Origin of the sequence: Klebsiella sp. MBT K-1, from assembly GCF_002556465.1 — a bacterium.
GTDB lineage: Bacteria > Pseudomonadota > Gammaproteobacteria > Enterobacterales > Enterobacteriaceae > Klebsiella > Klebsiella grimontii.
Genome location: NZ_PDEL01000003.1, coordinates 375119 through 392125, shown reverse-complemented (window position 1 = coordinate 392125; position 17007 = coordinate 375119). Strand labels below are relative to the sequence as shown.

Annotated in this window: 19 protein-coding genes and 1 pseudogene; 12 read left to right on the top strand and 8 right to left on the bottom strand. The window is 53.6% G+C overall.

The annotated features are described in order from the left end of the window. Positions 1-100 precede the first annotated feature (100 nt). Positions 101-517 carry a GNAT family N-acetyltransferase gene (locus tag CMQ96_RS06485; RefSeq protein WP_049131599.1) on the top strand — a complete coding sequence of 139 codons (417 nt, stop codon included), beginning with the start codon at positions 101-103 and terminating at the stop codon, positions 515-517. A gap of 148 nt (positions 518-665) precedes the next feature. Here the strand turns inward: CMQ96_RS06485 and CMQ96_RS06480 are convergent, their stop codons facing one another. Next, complete coding sequence (locus CMQ96_RS06480) at positions 666-1313, bottom strand: TetR/AcrR family transcriptional regulator (RefSeq protein WP_004133150.1); 648 nt, start codon at positions 1311-1313, stop codon at positions 666-668. An 80-nt stretch (positions 1314-1393) separates the two neighbouring features. Here CMQ96_RS06480 and CMQ96_RS06475 point away from each other — a divergent pair, with 80 nt between their 5' ends. Next, positions 1394-2890: an MDR family MFS transporter gene (locus CMQ96_RS06475; RefSeq protein WP_024359680.1), complete on the top strand. Its 1497-nt coding sequence runs from the start codon at positions 1394-1396 to the stop codon at positions 2888-2890. On the opposite strand, the gene CMQ96_RS06470 is transcribed toward CMQ96_RS06475, so the two are convergent. Further along, positions 2887-3801, bottom strand: a complete 915-nt coding sequence (locus tag CMQ96_RS06470) for a LysR family transcriptional regulator (protein ID WP_004133154.1) — start codon at positions 3799-3801, stop codon at positions 2887-2889. The two genes, CMQ96_RS06475 and CMQ96_RS06470, sit on opposite strands and share 4 nt — an antisense overlap. 102 nt (positions 3802-3903) lie before the next feature. Here CMQ96_RS06470 and CMQ96_RS06465 point away from each other — a divergent pair, with 102 nt between their 5' ends. The 4 genes from CMQ96_RS06465 to CMQ96_RS06450 all read left to right on the top strand — a co-directional run bounded on the left by CMQ96_RS06465 (position 3904) and on the right by CMQ96_RS06450 (position 6955). Further along, on the top strand, positions 3904-4530 hold the full coding sequence (locus tag CMQ96_RS06465; protein ID WP_024359682.1) for a pyridoxamine 5'-phosphate oxidase family protein: 627 nt from the start codon (positions 3904-3906) through the stop codon (positions 4528-4530). Next, positions 4530-5000: a nuclear transport factor 2 family protein gene (locus tag CMQ96_RS06460; RefSeq protein ID WP_024359683.1), complete on the top strand. Its 471-nt coding sequence runs from the start codon at positions 4530-4532 to the stop codon at positions 4998-5000. The genes CMQ96_RS06465 and CMQ96_RS06460 overlap by 1 nt, the downstream gene beginning before the upstream one ends. Before the next feature lie 260 nt (positions 5001-5260). Next, positions 5261-6070: a lipoprotein NlpA gene (gene nlpA, locus CMQ96_RS06455; RefSeq protein WP_004137625.1), complete on the top strand. Its 810-nt coding sequence runs from the start codon at positions 5261-5263 to the stop codon at positions 6068-6070. Positions 6071-6094: 24 nt separating this feature from the next. Beyond that, on the top strand, positions 6095-6955 hold the full coding sequence (locus CMQ96_RS06450; RefSeq protein ID WP_004137627.1) for a DMT family transporter: 861 nt from the start codon (positions 6095-6097) through the stop codon (positions 6953-6955). Here CMQ96_RS06450 and CMQ96_RS06445 read toward each other — a convergent pair. Beyond that, entirely contained in the window at positions 6947-7501 is a 555-nt protein-coding gene (locus CMQ96_RS06445) for an NUDIX hydrolase (RefSeq protein ID WP_049131724.1), read from the bottom strand. The genes CMQ96_RS06450 and CMQ96_RS06445 overlap by 9 nt on opposite strands. A 169-nt stretch (positions 7502-7670) precedes the next feature. On the opposite strand from CMQ96_RS06445, the gene CMQ96_RS06440 reads away from it, so the two are divergent. Both CMQ96_RS06440 and CMQ96_RS06435 read left to right on the top strand, forming a co-directional pair. Then, complete coding sequence (locus tag CMQ96_RS06440) at positions 7671-8450, top strand: MBL fold metallo-hydrolase (RefSeq protein ID WP_098066272.1); 780 nt, start codon at positions 7671-7673, stop codon at positions 8448-8450. Between the two features lie 14 nt (positions 8451-8464). Next, positions 8465-9418: a GlxA family transcriptional regulator gene (locus CMQ96_RS06435; RefSeq protein WP_098066269.1), complete on the top strand. Its 954-nt coding sequence runs from the start codon at positions 8465-8467 to the stop codon at positions 9416-9418. On the opposite strand, the gene CMQ96_RS06430 is transcribed toward CMQ96_RS06435, so the two are convergent. From CMQ96_RS06430 to CMQ96_RS06420, 3 genes are all read right to left on the bottom strand, one after another. Continuing rightward, entirely contained in the window at positions 9415-9753 is a 339-nt protein-coding gene (locus CMQ96_RS06430; protein WP_004137644.1) for a putative quinol monooxygenase, read from the bottom strand. The genes CMQ96_RS06435 and CMQ96_RS06430 overlap by 4 nt on opposite strands. Before the next feature lies 1 nt (position 9754). Beyond that, positions 9755-10762: a zinc-binding alcohol dehydrogenase family protein gene (locus CMQ96_RS06425; protein ID WP_024359688.1), complete on the bottom strand. Its 1008-nt coding sequence runs from the start codon at positions 10760-10762 to the stop codon at positions 9755-9757. Positions 10763-10874: 112 nt separating this feature from the next. Next, positions 10875-11342: a DUF3237 domain-containing protein gene (locus CMQ96_RS06420; protein WP_098066285.1), complete on the bottom strand. Its 468-nt coding sequence runs from the start codon at positions 11340-11342 to the stop codon at positions 10875-10877. A 187-nt stretch (positions 11343-11529) separates the two neighbouring features. Between CMQ96_RS06420 and CMQ96_RS06415 the strand changes: the two genes are divergently transcribed. Continuing rightward, on the top strand, positions 11530-12135 hold the full coding sequence (locus tag CMQ96_RS06415) for a shikimate kinase (protein WP_098066266.1): 606 nt from the start codon (positions 11530-11532) through the stop codon (positions 12133-12135). 105 nt (positions 12136-12240) lie between these two features. Here CMQ96_RS06415 and CMQ96_RS06410 read toward each other — a convergent pair. Together CMQ96_RS06410 and CMQ96_RS06405 are read right to left on the bottom strand one after the other, a co-directional pair. After that, positions 12241-12755: pseudogene (locus CMQ96_RS06410) on the bottom strand (virulence RhuM family protein); the annotation flags it as partial. 124 nt (positions 12756-12879) lie between these two features. Continuing rightward, on the bottom strand, positions 12880-13167 hold the full coding sequence (locus tag CMQ96_RS06405) for a SymE family type I addiction module toxin (protein WP_042946131.1): 288 nt from the start codon (positions 13165-13167) through the stop codon (positions 12880-12882). Positions 13168-13303: 136 nt separating this feature from the next. Between CMQ96_RS06405 and CMQ96_RS28840 the strand changes: the two genes are divergently transcribed. The 3 genes from CMQ96_RS28840 to CMQ96_RS28295 are packed head-to-tail and all read left to right on the top strand — an operon-like array spanning position 13304 to position 17006. Next, positions 13304-13492 (top strand): hypothetical protein, encoded by a 189-nt coding sequence (locus CMQ96_RS28840; protein WP_032695121.1) that lies wholly within the window; start codon positions 13304-13306, stop codon positions 13490-13492. Between the two features lie 39 nt (positions 13493-13531). Beyond that, the gene (locus tag CMQ96_RS06395) at positions 13532-16534 is read left to right on the top strand and encodes an RNA-directed DNA polymerase (protein ID WP_098066263.1); all 3003 of its coding nucleotides are present in this window, start codon (positions 13532-13534) and stop codon (positions 16532-16534) included. After that, positions 16527-17006, top strand: a complete 480-nt coding sequence (locus CMQ96_RS28295; RefSeq protein ID WP_128696591.1) for a hypothetical protein — start codon at positions 16527-16529, stop codon at positions 17004-17006. The genes CMQ96_RS06395 and CMQ96_RS28295 overlap by 8 nt, the downstream gene beginning before the upstream one ends. Position 17007 lies beyond the last annotated feature (1 nt).

The following is a 17007-nucleotide window of genomic DNA, read 5'->3' as shown; positions in this document are numbered from 1 at the left end:
AGTGCAGGGAATTTAGTCAGGAAATAATGGAGAAAAAAAGGATATTTTGTGAAAGTAGGATGGTGAATGGTCTATGAAAAATAAAAGATGGAGATAATCAATGACATTAATAATAACAGAGAACATTAATCCCGCCGATCAAGAAGAGCTGCTGACGGGGCTGCGGGAATTCAATCTGCGCTTTCTTGACCCAGCCCAGTTCGGCGAGCTGGGCGTTTATTCACGCGATGCTGCTGGCGAGATGCGCGGGGGATTGATTGCCAAACGCAAAGGCAGCTGGCTGTGTATTGAGTATCTGTGGGTCAGCGAAGCGTCGCGCGGCAGCGGCCTCGGCAGCGAGCTGATGCATGAAGCGGAATCCCAGGCGCGGGAGCGCGGCTGCAGCCATATGCTGGTGGATACGTTCAGCTTCCAGGCGCTGCCGTTTTACCAGAAGCTGGGCTATCAGCTGCAGATGTCGCTGCCGGACTTCCCGCACGTGGGTATGCAGCGCCATTATTTGTCGAAAGTATTGTAAAGCAGCCCCCAGGAGACCTCCCGGAGGCGGCGCTGTGCGCCTGTCCGGGCTACCCGAATGCAGGCGGCAGTGAACCGGATTGTATCCCCCGGATCGCAGACGGTTGTAAACCTGTAGCCCGGCTAAGCGCAGCGCGAGCCGGGGAGAATTAGCCGCCGATCCCGCTGCCTATCAGCGCCAGGGCATGGCTGACAATCATCTGCTTGTCCACCGATTGCAGCCGCGGATCGGTGTGGGTGCGGGAAAAAGGTACCAGCACCAGGCTTATCAGCGTGGTAAACAGCAGCTCTGGGGAGAGCGCCGGATTAAGCTTGCCCTGCTGCTGCCAGCGGCGCACCGTCTCCAGCATCTTATGGTACTTTTCATCGCCAAAACGCGCGTGCATCTGCTGGCGCAGCACCGGCATCTCGCCGATGATCTCCTGCATCCACAGCGGCGCGAACCACGCGTTTTTCTCCGCCATGGCCGCCAGGGTTTCAATTAGCAGCGTAAAAGCGGTGACCGGATCGTCGCCATGCGCGACAAAAATCTGCCCGATTTCGCTGCGCAGCGGCATAAAGCGCTCCTCGATCAGCTTTTCCACCAGCGCTTCGCGCGAGCTGAAGTAGTAGTGCAGCATCGCGGGCGTTACCCCCGCCTCTTTGGCGATGGCGTTCAGCGAAATGCGGGCGATCCCGTGGCGGGCAAACAGCGCCAGGGCAATATCCATCAGCTGTTCGCGGTTGGCGGGGCCGGATTTCTGCCCGCGCGGGCGACCGGGGCGACGCGGGGCTTCATTGTCTTTTTGTGCTGACATCCTGTGGCGATCCCTTGACCAGATTCATCATTTCCCTAAATATTAATTATGCATTTAATTAATTTCAAGCGAGTCATGCTATGACATCTGAAATCGCCAGCCAACCGGCGGTGCCCTCGATCCGCCTGCTCTTCAGCGCCCTGCTGCTGGTGATGCTGCTCTCGGCGCTGGATCAGACCATCGTCTCCACCGCGCTGCCGACCATTGTCGGCGAACTTGGCGGTCTGGATAAACTCTCGTGGGTGGTCACCGCCTATATCCTGAGTTCGACCATCGCGGTACCGCTGTACGGCAAATTCGGCGATCTCTTCGGGCGAAAAGTCGTTCTGCAGGTGGCGATTGTGCTGTTTCTTGCCGGTTCCGTTCTTTGCGGGCTGGCGCAAAATATGACCCAACTGGTGCTGATGCGCGGCCTGCAGGGGCTGGGCGGCGGCGGCCTGATGGTGATCAGCATGGCGGCGGTGGCTGACGTCATCCCGCCCGCGAATCGCGGCCGCTATCAGGGGTTATTCGGCGGCGTCTTTGGTCTGGCGACGGTGATCGGACCGTTAATCGGCGGTTTCCTGGTACAGCACGCCTCCTGGCGCTGGATTTTTTATATCAACCTGCCGCTGGGGCTGTTTGCGCTGTTGGTGATCGGCGCGGTCTTTCACAGCAGCAACAAGCGTAGCCAGCACCAGATCGACTGGCTGGGAGCGATCTACCTCAGCATGGCGCTGCTGTGCATCATCCTTTTTACCTCCGAGGGCGGCAGCGTCCGCGCGTGGAGCGACCCGCAGCTGTGGTGCATTCTGGCTTTTGGCCTGGTCGGGATTATCGGCTTTATTCATGAAGAGCGGCTGGCCAGCGAGCCGATTATTCCGCTCTCCTTGTTCCGCAACCGCAGCTTTTTGCTGTGCAGCCTGATTGGCTTTGTTATCGGCATGGCGCTGTTCGGCTCGGTGACCTTCCTGCCGCTCTATTTACAGGTGGTCAAAGAGGCGACGCCGACCGAGGCGGGCCTGCAGCTGATCCCGCTGATGGGCGGCCTGCTGCTGACGTCAATCATCAGCGGGCGCATTATCAGCCGTACCGGTAAGTATCGGGTGTTTCCGATTATCGGCACCCTGCTGGGGGTGGTCGGCATGGTGCTGCTGACGCGCATTACCATCCACTCAGCGATGTGGCAGCTGTATCTGTTTACCGGCGTGCTGGGGGCGGGCCTGGGGCTGGTGATGCAGGTGCTGGTGCTGGCGGTACAGAACGCGATGCCCGCGCAGATGTACGGCGTGGCGACCTCCGGGGTCACGCTGTTTCGATCGATTGGCGGTTCTATCGGCGTGGCGCTGTTCGGGGCGGTATTTACCCACGTGCTGCAAAGCAACCTGCTGCGCCTGCTACCGGAAGGGGCACAGCTGCCGAGGGCGCTGAACCCGGCGGCGGTACAGAATCTCCCGGCGGAGATCCGCCTCGATTATCTGGACGCCTTCGGGTCCGCTATCCATGCGGCGTTTCTGATGGCAGCCTGCATTATGGCGGTGGCGTTTGCGCTCTCCTGGCTACTGAAAGAAGCGCCGCTGAAAACCGGCGCACGCTAGACGGCGGCGGCGATACGCAACAGCGCCTGGCGCAGAGCCGGCGCGGCGAAATCGATGAATTTACGCAGCTTAAGCGGAGCCAGATCCCGGGAGGTGTACAGCAGGTGCACCGGCGCAGGCTCTGGTTCCATCGCCTGCAGGAAAAGCGTCAACTCGCCGCAGGCCAGACCGTCAATCGCCTGGTAGTGCAGCAGGCGCGCCACGCCTGCCCCCAGACGGGCGGCGTCGGCGGCGCTTTCGGGTGTAGTCAGCGACAGCACCGGCTGCAGCGCCACCAGCCGGTCCTCCGCCTCTTCGGCGTTAAAGCGCCAGCCGCGATAAGGCATCGGCGATTCAATACGAACGATCGGTAGCGCGGCCAGCTCGCGCGGGCGTTGCGGCATGCCGTGCTTTTCCAGCAGGGCCGGGTGCGCGCAGGTGACGATGCGCATTTCGCCCAGCCGGGTGGCCACCATCCCGCTGTCCGGTAGCGCGCCGATCCGTACCGCTAAATCAATATGATCGCCCACCAGATCGGCGTTGCGGTCGCTAAGCAGTAAACGGACGCGAATCTGCGGGTAGCGGGCGAGAAAATCCGTCACCACCGGTAAAACATGCTGACGGCCAAACATGGTCGGCGCCGAGAGAACCAGCTCGCCTTTTGGCTCCTGATATTCGCCCGCCGCCTGGCGCTCGGCGTTCTCCACCTCTTCGAGAATGCGCCGCGCGGCGGCGACATAATCGACGCCGGTATCGGTCAGCGTCAGCTTGCGGGTGGTGCGGATCATCAGGCGCACGCCGAGGGTATTTTCCAGTTCGCCAACCTGGCGGCTAACGGTGGTCAGGGGCATATTTAACGCCCGCGCCGCCGCCGACATGCTGCCGAGTTCGGCCACTTTCACCAGCAACGCCATCGCGCTGAGTCGGTCCATAATTATCCCGTTTTTCGGAAAGATGATTGTCATATTGCCACTATTATCTTTTCTGCCTGCACAGTCCATGATGAGTTACGCCGCAACGCATCGGGAGGACCTATGCCAGCAGAATTTCTTGATATCGCCATGACGCCGGACGTGATGGCTGTCCAGCATGAAATGGGCAGCGATGAGCTGTGGCAGTCGCCGCATCGCCAGCGCCGGGGTGAGCGCTTCGGCGCCAGCGAGGAGGCGATGATTGCCACCCGCGACAGCTTCTATCTGGCCACCCTTTCGCAAACCGGCTGGCCCTATATTCAGCATCGCGGCGGCCCGGCGGGCTTTCTGCATCTGCTGGATGACACCACCCTGGCGATGGCGGATTTTTCCGGTAATCGACAGTACATCACCACCGGCAACCTGCGCGGCAGCGATCGGGCCTGTCTGTTTTTGATGGATTACCCGCGCCGTGCCAGGCTGAAAATCTACGCCACCGTAGAGGTGGTGGCGGCGGATGCCGACCCGCAGCTGCTGGCGCGGGTCGCGCCGGCGAACTATCGGGCCCGGATTGAGCGTATTTACCGTTTTCATTTGCAGGCTTTTGACTGGAACTGCCCCCAGCATATTACTCCCCGCTACACCGCTCAGCAGGTGGCGGAGTATAGCCAGACGCTGCAACAGCGTATTGACGAACTGGAGCGGGAAAACCAGCGCCTGCAGCAGCGTATTCAAACAGGAGATTCATGATGACCGAACAACGTCCGCCTCTGCCGCCGTTCACCCGCGAGAGCGCCGCGCAAAAAGTCCGTGCCGCAGAAGATGGCTGGAACAGCCGCGATGCCGCTAAGGTCGCGCTGGCCTATACCGTCGATAGCGAATGGCGCAACCGCAGCGAATTTGTTCACGGCAGAACGCAGATTATCGACTTCCTGCAGCGCAAATGGCGTAGAGAGCAGGAGTACCGGCTGATTAAGGAGCTGTGGGCGTGGAGCGATAACCGTATTGCGGTACGCTTTGCCTATGAGTGGCACGACGACAGCGGCAACTGGTTTCGCTCCTACGGCAACGAGAACTGGGAATTCGACGAGCACGGACTGATGCAGACGCGCTACGCCTGCATCAACGATCTGCCCATCACCGAGAGCGAGCGTCTGTTTCACTGGCCCCAGGGCCGTCGCCCGGACGATCACCCGGGGCTGAGCGAGCTGGGGCTGTAAGGCGCGTCCCTGTTCTGCGAAATGAACCTCACTGTTGAAGAGATCCCCGGAGGCGGCGCTGCGCACCTGTCCGGGCTACGCGATCGCAGCCGACGGTGAACCCGTAGCCCGGGCAGGCGCATTGCGCCGCCCCCGGGAGAAAGGCGGAAGATGATTTTATTTCCGGTTGCGGTTTTTGCGTTTAAAACCTCGCCCTAAAGTCGTTATAGTTTCAGACGAAAAATAATAACGATTTTCTATGGACTGACGGGGTTATAACAATGAAATTGCGTTTACGGACAGCCGCCGCCGTGGTGCTGGCGGGTCTGCTGCTGGCGGGCTGCGACCAGAAGGGCAGCGATGCGAAGCACATTAAAGTCGGCGTCATTAACGGCGCGGAACAGGATGTGGCGGAAGTGGCGAAGAAAGTGGCCAAAGAGAAATATGGCCTCGACGTGGAGCTGGTGGGCTTTAGCGGCTCGCTGCTGCCGAATGAGTCCACCAACGCCGGCGATCTGGACGCCAACGTCTTTCAGCATCGCCCGTTCCTCGAACAGGATAATAAAGCCCACAACTATCGTCTGGTGGCGGTGGGCAACACCTTCGTCTTCCCGATGGCGGGCTACTCGCGCAAAATAAAATCCGTCGCCGATCTGAAAGACGGCGCGACCATCGCCATTCCGAACGACCCGACCAATCTGGGCCGCGCGCTGCTTCTGCTGCAGCAGGAGAAGCTGATTACCCTTAAAGCGGGCACCGGCCTGCTGCCGACGGCGGTCGATATCACCGACAACCCGCATCACCTGAAAATTATGGAGCTGGAAGGAGCGCAGCTGCCGCGCGTCATCGACGACCCGAAGGTCGACGTGGCGATCATCAGCACCACCTACCTGCAGCAAACGGGCCTTTCCCCGGTGCGCGACGGTATCTTTATTGAAGATAAAAACTCGCCCTATGTGAATATCATCGTGACCCGCGAAGACAACAAAGACGCGGAAAACGTGAAAGCGTTTATCCACTCCTACCAGTCGCCGGAAGTGGCGAAGGCGGCGGAGACGATCTTCAACGGCGGCGCGGTGCCCGGCTGGTAATTTTTCACACAAGGAGACGTGGCGATGACCCGGCAACGCCAGGCTGATTTGCTGCTCATAGCCGCGACGGTTATCGCCGCCTGCGGATGGATTTTTTCCCGTGAAGCGATTGCTGGCATGCCGGTTTTCGCTTTCCTCGGCCTGCGCTTTTTCTTCGCCGCGCTGCTGCTGCTGCCTTTCTGTCGCGGCCTGCGCGTCGAGAGGCAGCACTGGCCGCGCATGATTATCAGCGGCCTGTGGTTTGCGCTCAACCTGTGCCTGTGGATCTACTCGGTATCGACGACCCCGTCGCTGGGCGAAGGGGCGTTCATTATGAGCCTGTCGATGCTGTTCGTGCCGCTTACCGCCTGGGTGATGATGAAGGCGCGGCCGGCGCGGGCCTACTGGGAGTGTCTGCCGATTGCGGTTGTCGGTCTCGGCTTACTCAGCCTGCATATGCCGATTGCGTTTCACCCCAGCCAGGGCTGGTTTCTGCTGACCGCGCTGGTGCAGTCGATCTGGTTTTGCTACACCAGCAAAAGCGCCCGCGAGGTGCCGCTGATCCCGCTGACCACCGTACAGCTTGGCATCACCGGGCTCGTCGGGCTTGGGATCTCCGCCGCCGTTGAAAGCTGGAGCCAGCCGTTTACCCTGCCGACTTTCGGCTGGCTGCTCGCCAGCATCGTTATCGCCACCAGCCTGCGCTTCGGCCTGCAAATGAAGGGGCAGAAGTACGCGGCGGTCGCCAGCGCGGCGATTATCATGGTGCTGGAACCGCTGCTGACGGTGATTGCCGCCGCGCTGTGGTACGGCGAACAGCTACCGCTGCAGAAAATTATCGGCGGCCTGCTGATCCTCGTCGCTCAGCTGTGGTTCCGCTGGCGGATGCTGAAGCCGCTACGCTAAACCGATGCGCCGCTGCGCCATCAGATGCAGCAGCGGCACCAGCGATAGCCCGTCCGGCATCTCGCCGCGGGCGATCAGCTGGCCTATCTCTTCGAGGGTAAACCAGCCCGTTTCCATCACTTCGTCCTGATCTTCATCCATTCCCACCCAGGTCAAATCGTGGGCCAGCCAGGTAATAAACAGCTGGTCGCTGCTGCCGTAGGAGGGGTTATAGCGGATAATTTCGTCGGCGCGCTGCGCCTGCCAGCCGGTCTCTTCCCGCAGCTCGCGCAGGGCCGCCTCGCGCGGGTCTTCGCCTTCGTCGACGCCGCCGGAAGGAATCGCCCACACCACCCGATCGATCAGGTAACGGTAGTGGCGAATCAGCAGCACTTTGTCATCCTGCATCGCCACAATCCCTACCGCCGGGCGAGGATAGTGAATGGAGTAAAAATCCCGCCGATCGCCGGGCGCCATATCAATCCCGACCTTGCGCATGCTGAACCAAGGGGTGTCTGCCAGAACCTCGACATCGTGCATATCGGCGGAGGTGAGTTTCTTTTTCATCGTAGCCACTGTTCCTCAAAGTTGAGCGTTCAGCACACCATAGCCGGGAGCCAATGGCAACCGTCGCAGATTGGCCCGATTTCATCGATCATTGCCCAAACGCCCATATTGCGCCAGGCTTGTGGGACGTACGATGTTCGCCAGATAACCGCGAAGAGGAATGAACATCATGAAAATCACCCATGTGCGTAATGCTACCCAGCTTATTGAATATGCGGGTAAAAAATTTTTGATTGACCCGATGCTTTCAGCCAAGGGCGCCTGGGCGGGCTTCGCCGGTACCGCGCGCAGCGAGTTGCGTAACCCACTGGTGGAATTACCTTTTTCCATTGAAGCGATCGTTGACGTGGATGCCGTTATCGTCACCCACACCCATGATGATCACTGGGACGAGGCGGCGATCGCCGCGATCCCCAAAACCCTGCCTGTTTACGTCCAGCATGACGCCGACGCTCAGCTGCTGCGCGGCCAGGGCTTTCGCGATATTCGTCTGCTCTCTGAGGACAGCACGTTTGCAGACGTTTCGCTGGTGAAAACCACCTCGGGCCAGCACGGCAGCGACCGCACCTATGCGGTACTGGCAATGGCCGAGCGCCTGGGCGAAGCCTGCGGCGTGGTGCTGCGCCATCCGCAGGAGAAAATTCTGTGGCTGGTAGGGGATACTATCTGGCGCGATGAGGTGGAAGCCGACATGCTCAGGCTGCGCCCTGACGTGGTGGTGCTGAATGCCGGGTATGCGCACGTCATCGGTTTTGGGCCGATCATCATGGGCAAAGAGGATGTGCTGAAGGCGCACTTCACCCTGCCGGAGGCCAAAATCGTCGCCAGCCATCTGGAAGCGGTGAACCACTGTCTGCTCAGCCGCGATGAGCTGCGCCAGTACGTGGCTGACAATCAGATTGCCGAGGCGGTCAGTATCCCTCAGGATGGGGAAAGTATGGTCTTTTAAAAGCGGAGCGGGCGATGAAACTCACGGAAGTGGCGATTGTGGCGGTGGACGGGTTTAGCCCGTTCCACTACTCGGTGCCCTGTATGCTATTTGGCGATACGGTCTCGGAAACCAAACGCTTTAACCTGCATATTTGCGCCGAACGGCCCGGGCTGCTGAGCGCCCGCGATGGATTCGCGCTGAACGCCAGCGGCGATTTTTCCCTCCTGGAGCAGGCGGATATCGTGGTGGTGCCCTACTGGGGGGCGGTAAATCAGCGCCCTCCGCAGTCGCTGCTGGACGGCCTGGTTCGCGCGCGCAATAACGGCGCGCAGATCGTCGGCCTGTGCCTCGGGGCGTTTGTACTCGGCTACGCCGGGCTGCTGGACGACAGGCGCGCGGCGACCCACTGGGAGTTTGAGCAGGATTTTCAGCGCCTGTTTCCGCAGGTGCGGCTGGATATCAACGCGCTGTACGTTGACGATGAGGAGATGATCACCTCGGCGGGTACCGCGGCGGCGCTCGACTGTTGCCTGTATCTCATTCGCCAGCGCTTTGGCAGCCTTGTCGCCAATCAGATCGCCCGGCGGATGATCGTCCCACCGCACCGTGAGGGCGGCCAGGCGCAGTTTATCGCCCAGCCGGTACCGAAAAACACCCGCGACGCGCGGATAAACGGCCTGCTTGAGTATCTTCAGCAGCACATTCGCGAACCGCATAATCTCGACTCGCTGGCGCAGGTGGCGGCGATGAGCCGCCGGACCCTGACCCGCCATTTCGCCAAAGCGACCGGGATGGGTATCGCCGACTGGCTGGCCGCCGAGCGCCTGCGGCGCAGCCAGCACCTGCTGGAGGCGGGGGATTTACCGGTCGGGCAGGTGGCGGAGGAGGTGGGCTATCGCTCCGCCGTGACCTGGCGCCAGCAGTTTAAAGCGCGCTTTGGCGTCAGCCCGGCGGAGTGGCGGCGCACCTTTCGCCGCGGAGCTTAGCCGCCGCGAATCAGCTCAATATCGGCGACGGTGCCGTGCTCGACAGGCGTCAGGTAATCCAGCCGCAGCGGTTCGGCAAGCAGGTTATTCATCTGCGCGATAAAATTCTGGAAGTGCGGCAGGGCGACATGCGCGTCCAGCGCTTCCTGATTGCGCCAGGATTCGCGCATATAGAACGTATCCGGCGCGTCGCGCAGCTGAAACAGGGCATAATCGAGGTTGCCCGGCTCCTGACGCGTCGGCAGCAGCAGCGCCTGCAGGGCTTGCCGCAGCGCATCTTGCTGGCCCGGCTTTGCCTTCAGCACTGCGATAATCGAGATCGCTTCGTTGCTCATCTTAAAAGCCCTCCAGCACGATTTTGCCCACCGAACGCCCGGTTTCCAGCTGCGCGTGCGCTTTTTGCAGGTTGGCGGCAGTGATGGCGCCGTAGTGCTCGCCGAGGGTGGTCTTAATGGTGTTGTCGTCTATCAACGCCGCCACGCGGGTCAGCAGCTGATGCTGGGCGATCATATCCGGCGTTGCGAACATCGAGCGGGTAAACATAAATTCCCAGTGCAGGGAGATGCTTTTTGCCTTCAGCGGCACGACGTCGAGGGTTTCCGGGTCGTCAATAAGCGCCAGCTTGCCCTGCGGTGCGAGAGCGGCGATCAGCTGCGGATAGTGCTGGTCGGTATTGGTCAGGCTGGCGACATGGGTCACCGCTTTAACGCCAATCCGCGCCAGCTCGTCGGCGAGCGGTTTGCTGTGATCGATAACATGATGCGCCCCCGCTTCCCGTACCCATTTCTGGCTTTCCGCACGCGAGGCGGTGCCAATGACCGTCATGCCGGTCAGCTTGCTGGCGAGCTGGGTCAGTATCGAACCGACGCCGCCCGCCGCGCCGACGATCAGCAGCGTGTCGCCCGCGTTGCCGCCTTCCTCTACGCCAAGGCGGTGGAACAGCAGCTCCCAGGCGGTGATGGCGGTGAGCGGTAGCGCGGCGGCGGAGGCGTTATCCAGCGAACGCGGTTTGCGGGCGACGATGCGTTCGTCCACTAACTGAAATTCGCTGTTGCTGCCCGGACGACCCAGCGCGCCGGCGTACCACACTTCATCTCCCGCGGCGAACAGCGTCACCGCGCTGCCGACGGCTTTCACCACGCCGACCGCGTCCCAGCCCAGCACACGTGGGGTATCGGCGTTAAACCCGGCGCGGACTTTGGTATCCACCGGGTTGACGGAAATGGCCTTCACTTCAACCAGCAGGTCATGCTCCTCGGCAACCGGCTGCGGCAGCTCGATGTCGGTTAAAAAAGGAATATTGCTGCCTTCGGTCGCTGCGCGAGTAATGGCGATCGCTTTCATACACTCTCCGGTTTTGAATAAGGTTCATCGTTTGAATGTATTGAGGATAGACCGCGGCAGGCGGGGGAAACATGGCCCGACGGCGATAACAGTTATATTGAAAAAGTGAAAATCAGCGGACGCGATAAAAATCGAGCATCACGCCGTCCTGCGTGCGGCCGCCGGAACAGATAAACAGCGAGGTGGTGAGCCAGCGCAGCGCCGGCGTATCCACTTCAAAAGTCGGTACGGTGCGAAAATAGATAGATTCCGGCGGAATATCGCTAAAAAAGCACATATCATCGCCGAAAAGACGTTCTTTGTACTCTTCGGGTAGGCGGCGAATGCCGTTGTTTTCGATGTATACCGTGCCTTCTTCCACGTGTAATGCATAGCGCGCGGAGAGGCGGCAGATGCCGTCAGGCTCGATGATCTGGCTGTCGACGCCGCCGGGTAAGACGTGGCCGTTGAGCTCACCGCGTACGATTCCGCTGAGGATAGGGATCAGCTGACGTTTCCCGCTCTGCGGGCTGCGGGAGACAATGACCGGTTTGTCGACCTCAATGGTGATAGAGAAGCTGTGTTTGAGTTCGGGTGTCATCATTGGTCTCCTTTTAAGCCACGTTATCCCGTTAGTGTAAGGATTTAAAGGTGAAGGGAATAACGCAAACATTGGATGGAAATGATTGGCTGGGGAGATGGGAGTGAACAAAAAAACGGCCGCGATCGCGGCATTATTTGGCGTATTCTGCTGACATAATGCTTTCACACGGACGCGAGGAGTAAAGATGAATACGCTATTTCTGATTGGCCCCGGCGGGGTGGGAAAAAGCACGGTTGGAGCGCTGCTGGCGCAGGCGATGAACTACCGGTTTATCGATCTCGATAGCGAATTTTGCGAGCAGCTTTTAAATATTCGCCAATATATTCAGCGCAATGGATACGAGCGCTATGTGCGTGATAACGCTGCGCTATGCTCTCGCCTGCTGGCGGAGAATCCGCATGAAAAACGAGTGGTGGTGCTCTCCTCGGGATTTCTTGCCACCGATGTCTGCCCGGAGATTGTCGCCGTGAATCGGCAGCTTGTGCGGCAGTCCGGGTATTCCATCCTGCTATTGCCTTCAGAGGATATCGATATCGCTACGCGCATCGTGGTCGCGCGCCAGCTGATGCGCGGCTTTGGTCTGGTCAGAGAAAAAGAAGAGATGAAGTTCCGCCAGCGCTTTAGGGAATATTGTGCATTAGACGATTGCCGGGTGGTTTCGTCTGAGGAGCCGGAGAGGGTGGCTGAGCTGGTGCGGGAGAAGGTGGCTGCGGAACAGCGGAAACAAAAAAGCCTGGAGGCGATGCGTGAGCTGAGTGAACTATCACAGAAGCTGGGATTGTATAACTAAGCATCTTGCAACACAGCCCTGTGGGAATTGCACAGGCCTAAAGATAATCCCGGATCGCGTAGGCCGGGCAAGGCGCCGCCCGGCAGAAAGGCGAGCACAGTAGGTAAATACCTCTCGTACGCGCAAGTAAACGCGCCGTCGCTGGCGCGAATATCTCGGATGCGCTCCAGCATCTCATCGAAATAGTCGGGTACAGCCGATGAACCAACAGGCGGATTTTTTAACCGCTCATCGTCCATCACAAAACCTTTGATCAGGTATTCCTGGAGCGTCTGGGTTGTCCACTGGCGGAACTGAGTGCCGCGAGGGGAGCGAACGCGATAGCCAACGGCAAGTATCAGAGGCAAACTAAAGTGTTGAACCTGATAATTTTTACCATCACTGGCAGTTGTTCGGTAAAACCGAACAACTGAATTTTCCTCAAGTTCGCCTTCTTCAAATATATGCTTTATATGCCCGCTGATGGTGGCTTTCGCTTTACCATAGAGTTCGCAGATCATTGCCTGCGAGAGCCAAAGTGTATCGCTTTCAAAGCAGCATTCAACACGTACTTTCCCATCACCGCTGGCAAACATAACGAACTCGCCTACGGGGGACGACGTTAAGTGTTCATTTGCCATATAGCCTCCGGGTTAACCTGCTTTGGCCCGCATAGTATGTCAGAAGAGCATAAATTTCATTAAACGGACGATTAACCCGGCGTCATTTGGCAGCGGCTATCCAGAAGGCGAACATGTCCGGGCGTCAGACGAGATGAAGCGTGTTGTTGACGCTTTTAAAGGATTGCTGAATTTGCAGTAGCTCCGCTTTAAGCATTTCTTCCTTATCGCTCTGCGGCAGCAGCACAATACAGCCATCCATTACCTTAACCGTGAAGCGCTTTCCGGTATCGAACCCCGCTGCGCGTAACCACTTGCCGGAAAGGGTAAGACTTGGTGTACTGGTGTCCCGACCTTGCGGGCGATATCCCACAATCAGGTGACGCTCGGTTCCGGAAACGGCAAAGTCTGGGGTAGAATGCGAATCAGCCATAATCAACTCCTTGATAGTTGGTGTGGTTAGCTCTTGTCAGGTATTGCGAGTACCTGATGAGAGCGATTAGAGTTCAGGACGGACTTTTTTTAGGTACGTACCTGATTGGTTATACTTTGCTCTCTTGGGTACGTATATGTCAACTGCCAAACGCGATGTTAATCAGTCAAAATGCGGGAAAGCTCCCACTTTTCAGATGCGAATAACGCCTGAGTTGAAAGCGCAGTTTGAGGCTGCAGCGGCTGACGCGGGGATGAGTTTGGGAAATTGGTTTAAAACCCTAGGTAAGAATGAGATAAATAGACTAGAAAATATGAAAAAATAATTTTACTTCATCTTTTACTAAAGCAAGGGGGAATGTCGTGTGAATTTAGCTAACGATTACATAACAATCGATGATGTATATCTTGCGTATAGAAAGGCGAAGCAAGAGGCTTTTTTAGATGGTTTCTATACCAGCTCAATTAAATATACTAAGTTTGAGGAGGATTTGCATAATAATATTAAAACACTCTATGAATTATTAACTACTGCTGATCAGCGATGGTATTTAGATACGGAGTTTATTGGAGGTCATCTCTATGTTCCTAAAAAAATAAATGATGATGAGTGGGTTAAAAATAGTTCTATTCATTATCGCTCAGTTGATCCAAATATAGATTGGATACAAAGGTATAAGGAAAATAAAAATAAAAAATTAACTCCAGAGTATAGGCTGATAATCAATCCTACCGTGGCATATCAGATAGTCTCAGCGCTATGGATAATTAAGGTTGGAACTAAATTTGAAGAACATTTGATTGATGAGTATTCATATGGAAATAGATTAAGAAGATATGGTAGACAAAATAAAAAGAGTAATCGTGCTTTGAATATTAATGCTACAGGGCTTTTTGTTCCATATTTTAGTCCATACAAAAAATGGAGGAATAAAGGTCTGGAAACTATGAAGGAAATGTTATCTGAAGGTAAAAACGTTACAGCAGTAACGATGGATATAACACGTTTCTACCATAGAGTAAGCGCAAAGTTTATTTTAAGACCAGCTTTTCTTAAATCAATACACGTTACTCTGGATATCAATGAGAAAACATTTACAAAAATGCTCATTGAATCTTTTGATGCATGGTATGCAGAGACTCCTGACGTGAAGAATAGGCCTGAAGGTTGTTTACCTGTGGGATTAACTGCATCAAAAGTTATTTCAAATATATTACTTTATGAGTTAGATATTCAGATTTCGGAAAGCATAGCAACGACTTATTATGGTCGATATGTTGACGATCTATTTATTGTTTTTGAAACCCCTAAAGATCTTATAAATGGAAATGAAATTGTTAATTATATATCCCAACGAGTAGAATGTATAAGAATTGAAAGAAAAAAAGATTCACCTCCAAACCTAAAAATAAGGTTTCAATATGCCGAAGATAGTGATCTTGAGTTTAAGGCCGATAAGCAAAGGATATTTAGTTTATCATCTCAATATGGAATTGACCTAATCAATAAAATATCTAGCCAAATCAGAGAGCAGTCAAGTGAGTATAGAATGCTGCCATCAGTCCCCCAAAATTCTAATGCAATGGCTGAAAAGACTTTATTAGCATCTTCAGACGCTTCTTTAGTTGCGGATGCCCTACGTAAGGCTGATGCTCTTTCTATTCGTCGTTTAGGTATTTCATTGTTAATAAGAGATATAGAAAAATATTCACAAAATCTCAACAAAGATGAATGGACTGATGTACGAAAAGAATTTTATGAACTTTCTGGAAGATACTTGTTAACCCCGAAGGGTTTTTTTGAATATTCAAACTATTATTCGAAAATTTTTTTAATTATGATAGCTAATCATGATTTTAATGAGGCTCAAAAATTCATTAAGGGCCTCAGTAATACCATGTCTATTATTAGGGAAACGACTAAGCTGAGTACGAAAACACAGCAGGAACTATGTTTAAGATATTTCACTGATTTATTAGTAGAAACCGCTATGAAAGCATCTACAGTAAAATATTTTGATGGCTGGGTAGAGTTGGATTCTGTTATTTTAGAGCTTCAACGTTTCGGGGCGTGCTGTAATACTCAAATTAGTTTTAACTGCAAAAAACTAAGCAAAAAAATGTTGGTTTCTGATTTGGGCTTTAGACCATATAAGGACTATTGGTATTATGAACAAAAATATGATGCCGAGTGCATTCCGGAGCCAGACTCGAAAAAAATTAATATATTACTTCGTTTACCAAGTATAGAAGCGTTTAGAAAACGAGTTAACCTAAAAAAACCATATTGGCCAGCGGTAGCATTTTCAACAAGACCGTTAAGCATTCAAGAAATGGTTTTAATTTATCCGAATATTTTACAGGATTTTTATTTCTTTAAAGACAGTATTATGGCTTTACGCGGTGCCAAGATAACTAAACATCATAAGTTTTTCAATTCAAAAGAGGAGGATAATATATATACGATTCCATACTATAGTAAAAAAAGAATTAATGTTGCGCTTACAAGTTTTGAGACAAGCTCTGAGACATACAACATGGTATTACAGGGAACCCCAGATAGAGGCCTTAAACGCTATGAGAAATTAAACTCACTAATTAATAGAGTCCTGAAATCAAAGGAGACAATAGATTATATAATTTTTCCTGAGTGCTCAATTCCACGAAAGTGGGCAATTGATATTGCTAATAAACTTGCCCTACAAGGGATTTCTTTTTTGGCAGGGTTGGAATACTACAGGAAAAATGGAGATAAAAGATATAGAAATGATTCTCTAATATCGTTAACGACTCGGTGGCCGGGCTACCCAATTAATCTAATGCTAACACAGCCCAAATTGAATCCATCATATGATGAAACTAAGAGGCTAAGAGAGTTTTCGAAAGAGTTATATATTCCTAACGTGGGGGCTAACCCGTCAATATATAGGCACGGAGATTTTTTCTTTGGTGTTTTAATCTGTAGTGATTTGACCAATCCTAGGAGTCGCGTCTATTTTCAAGGCAAAGTGGATACTTTGTTTGTTTTGGAATGGAATTCAGATGTCAATACATTCGGCTATTTGGTTGAGGGAGCTGCTCATGATATTCATGCGTTCATCGTGCAAGTTAATAATAGGCTTTATGGAGATAGTAGACTTCGAAGCCCCTATAGAAAAAACTATAAAAGAGATTTGGTTCGCTTAAAAGGTGGTATTGATGATTATTATGTTATTGCTGAAATAGATTATCTCCCTCTTAGAAGTTATCAGCTATATGGAGATATGACAGATCAGAACGCTGAGTTTAAGCCATTACCAATAGGTTTTAAATATAGTCATTATAGATCTGCTAATAAAATTGATAAATCAGAGGATGGAAATGAGTAAAATTCATTGTTTTGAAACGGGTTGGTCATTATTATTAGATGCTTCTCTTTGGATAAAATGGCTAGGTATTTTATCCAATGCTGCAACATGCATTGCTGCAATTTTTGCTGTTATAGCTGTTTTTGTTGCATATCATCAATTAAAGTCAGGGAGAGATGAAGGTCGAAAAAACACAGCTTATGGAATCTATCAGCAATATCTATCTCTCTGTATTAATAACCCCCTTTTTTCAGACGGAATGAGTAAGCCGGAAGATAGAACAACGGAATATGGACAATATAGGTGGTTCGTTTCTTCTATGCTTTTTTCTTTTGAACAAATATTAGATACACAAAAAAACGATCTACAGTGGATTAATACAATTAAATCCCAACTGAACCTTCACAAAGAAATCTTAAGAAGATCGAGAACAGTAAAAGATAAAGAATGGTCAGTCGAGTTAAGTAAAATCATTGAAGAAGTGACTAAATAAA